Annotated in this window: 5 protein-coding genes; 2 read left to right on the top strand and 3 right to left on the bottom strand. The window is 64.5% G+C overall.

Annotated elements, in window-relative coordinates; translation table 11 throughout:
- Positions 1-508: response regulator transcription factor (locus tag AC1DSN_RS21205; RefSeq protein ID WP_477332700.1), on the bottom strand; the 508-nt coding region annotated here is incomplete at its 3' end.
- Positions 509-629: 121 nt separating this feature from the next.
- Between AC1DSN_RS21205 and AC1DSN_RS21200 the strand changes: the two genes are divergently transcribed.
- Together AC1DSN_RS21200 and AC1DSN_RS21195 are read left to right on the top strand one after the other, a co-directional pair.
- Positions 630-1,406 carry a MipA/OmpV family protein gene (locus tag AC1DSN_RS21200; protein WP_477332698.1) on the top strand — a complete coding sequence of 259 codons (777 nt, stop codon included), beginning with the start codon at positions 630-632 and terminating at the stop codon, positions 1,404-1,406.
- 18 nt (positions 1,407-1,424) lie between these two features.
- Positions 1,425-1,610, top strand: a complete 186-nt coding sequence (locus AC1DSN_RS21195; RefSeq protein WP_213947332.1) for a hypothetical protein — start codon at positions 1,425-1,427, stop codon at positions 1,608-1,610.
- A gap of 8 nt (positions 1,611-1,618) precedes the next feature.
- Here the strand turns inward: AC1DSN_RS21195 and cyoD are convergent, their stop codons facing one another.
- Together cyoD and cyoC are read right to left on the bottom strand one after the other, a co-directional pair.
- Positions 1,619-1,969: a cytochrome o ubiquinol oxidase subunit IV gene (cyoD, locus tag AC1DSN_RS21190; protein ID WP_477332697.1), complete on the bottom strand. Its 351-nt coding sequence runs from the start codon at positions 1,967-1,969 to the stop codon at positions 1,619-1,621.
- Complete coding sequence (gene cyoC, locus AC1DSN_RS21185; RefSeq protein ID WP_477332702.1) at positions 1,966-2,571, bottom strand: cytochrome o ubiquinol oxidase subunit III; 606 nt, start codon at positions 2,569-2,571, stop codon at positions 1,966-1,968. The genes cyoD and cyoC overlap by 4 nt, the downstream gene beginning before the upstream one ends.
- Between the last annotated feature and the right edge of the window lie 4 nt (positions 2,572-2,575).

Raw genomic sequence — 2,575 nt, 5'->3', positions numbered from 1 at the left:
GCACCGTGCGTCCATGCCGGTAGGCCAGTGCTTCGAGCAACAGGAGCTGGCGACGCTGCAGACGCAAGGGGTGTCCATCGACCACGGCCTCGCGGGCGGTGAAATCGAAGCAGAGGTTGCCAAGCATGGCTACCGGCAGGGAGATCTGCGCGGGACGCCGGGAGATGGCGCGGATGCGTGCAAGCAATTCTTCGATCGCGAACGGTTTGACCAGGTAGTCATCCGCGCCGAGATCCAGGCCCTCGATGCGGTCGGTGAGCGAACCGCGGGCAGTCAGCATGATCACCGGAAGATCGGCGTGCGTCGCCCGTGCCGTGGCCAGCAGGGTCGCGCCGTCGCCGTCGGGGAGCTGCCTGTCGAGCAGGAGCAGATCGTGAACCTTGCACTGCAAGGCCTCGGTCGCATGCGCGATATCCGGGGCGATGTCCACGAGCATGCCGTGCCGATGCAGGCCAGCCTGGAGCACAGCGGCCATCTCCGGCTCGTCTTCCACCAGCAGTATGCGCATGCAGAACCTCCCGAAGGGGCGCGATCCTAACACGAGCTAAACGCCTATCAGGCCACGCAATGTTGGGGCAATGTCCGCTCCCCAGCATTTACAACCTGTCGTCCCCTAAGAGTTCTCCCGCATGTCAGTACCCCGTTCGCGCGCCGCGTCCCTTTTTGCCCTGATCGCCGGCATCGCCCTTTCTGGCGCCGTGTCGGCGCAATCCGCGGACGACCGCGCGCCCGGCTGGAGCCTCGGTATCGGAGCCGCCTGGGCCCCCAGCCCGTATCGCAGCTACGACAACAAGGCGTTGCCCCTGCCCCTGGTGAACTACGAGGGTAAGTCGTTTTACTTCCGCGGCGTCTCCGCAGGCTACAAGCTGCTTTCGACGCCCAGCGACGAAATTTCCCTCATCGTCTCGCCATTCGCCAACCGTTTCCGCCATCAGGACACCAACAACGCGCAGCTGAAACAGCTGTCCAACCGTGACATCTCCGGTATGGCAGGCGTGGCGTRGCGGCACAAAGCGGAATGGGGCGTCGTGTCCGCCAGCGCGCAGAAGGAATTCACCGGCCACGGCGGCGGCATCCTGCTCGATGCCGGCTACAGCTACCCGCTGAAGAAAGGCGCTGTCACGTTCATCCCGACCGTGGGTGTCACGCGAAGCAACGGCGCGCTCAACGACTACTACTACGGCGTCAGCGGCCGCGAGGCCCTGCGCAGCGGCCTTCCTGCGTACCACGCCGACGGCGGCACCGCGCCGTACGTGAACCTCATGGCRAATTACCGGCTGTCGCCTTCGTGGGTCACGTCGGTCGGCATGCGCTACACCCTTCTCCCGGATGCCGTGAAAGACAGCCCCATGGTCAATGCCGACCATACCCGTAGTTTCTTCGTCTCACTCAGCCACGTGTTCTGAGCGATGGGCAACCGGATCATGCGACGGATAGCGGACCTGGCCTACGGCATCGAGCCCGATCGCCAGGCCGTGTGGGATTGGCTGCTGCTGACGCCCATCAAGGAACTGGGCGATCGCACCGCCGTCGAAGTGGCGCTCGCCGGCGAAGGCGAGCACGTGGTTTCGCTGCTCGAAGCCGTGGCGGCCGGCGAACGCAACCTCTAGTCCGACGGCTACTCGTGCATCATCGCCTGATGCACCGACATGGGCATCGGCATCATGTTGACGTTGGCGTTGTGCATCACCCAGAGCGAGCCAGCCACCACCACGGCGATCAGGAAGGTCGTGCAGGCAAAGATCGCCGTGTTCGCGCGCTGGCTTCGCGCCGAGCCGAGGTGCAGGAAGTACACCAGCTGGACGAACAACTGCGCCACGCACAGCGTGACGATGAGCGCGAGGCGCGCGCTGGCTGGAACCACGTTCGACATGACCGCGCCGAACGAGGCCAGGGTCAGGGCGACGGAAAGAATAAAACCGGACAGATAGCTCCRCATGCTGCCGTGGGCCTGGGTATCGTGACTCATGGAGTGAACTCGCGCAGATAGACGAAAGTGAAGACGCAGATCCAGATCAGGTCAAGGAAGTGCCAGAACAGGCTGAGGCAGGCCAGTCGCCGACGGACGATGCCGTCCAGGCCGAAGCGCAGCACCTGATGCATCATCACGCCGAGCCAGATCAGCCCCGACAGCACGTGCAGGCCATGGGTGCCGACCAGTCCGAAATAGGCGGAAAGGAAGGCGCTGCGTGACGGGCCTGCGCCGTCGTGGATCAGCTCGACGAACTCATGCACTTCCATGACGATGAAGCCGAGACCGAGCAGGAAGGTCACGGCTAGCCAGCCGAGCAACACGCGACGGCGTCCCGCCGCCGCACCGAGCATGCCGACGCCGAAGGTGAAGCTGCTCAACAACAGCAACATCGTTTCCGTCAGCACGAACGGCAGGCTGAAAAGCTCCCTGCCCCCCGGTCCGCCTGCCGTGGCGCCGGCCAGGACGCCGAACGTCGCGAACAGCGTCGCGAAGATCAGGCAGTCGCTCATCAGGTAGATCCAGAAGCCGACCGTGGTCATCGACCCGTCGTCGTGCTCCGCGTGGCCATGTCCGGCCGTGGCAAGGGTAGTGCTCATGCTC

This window comes from Luteibacter sp. P4_D7_3 (assembly GCF_056401735.1).
The sequence above is the reverse complement of the archived record's forward strand: the minus strand, read 5'-3'. Positions and strand labels throughout refer to the sequence as shown.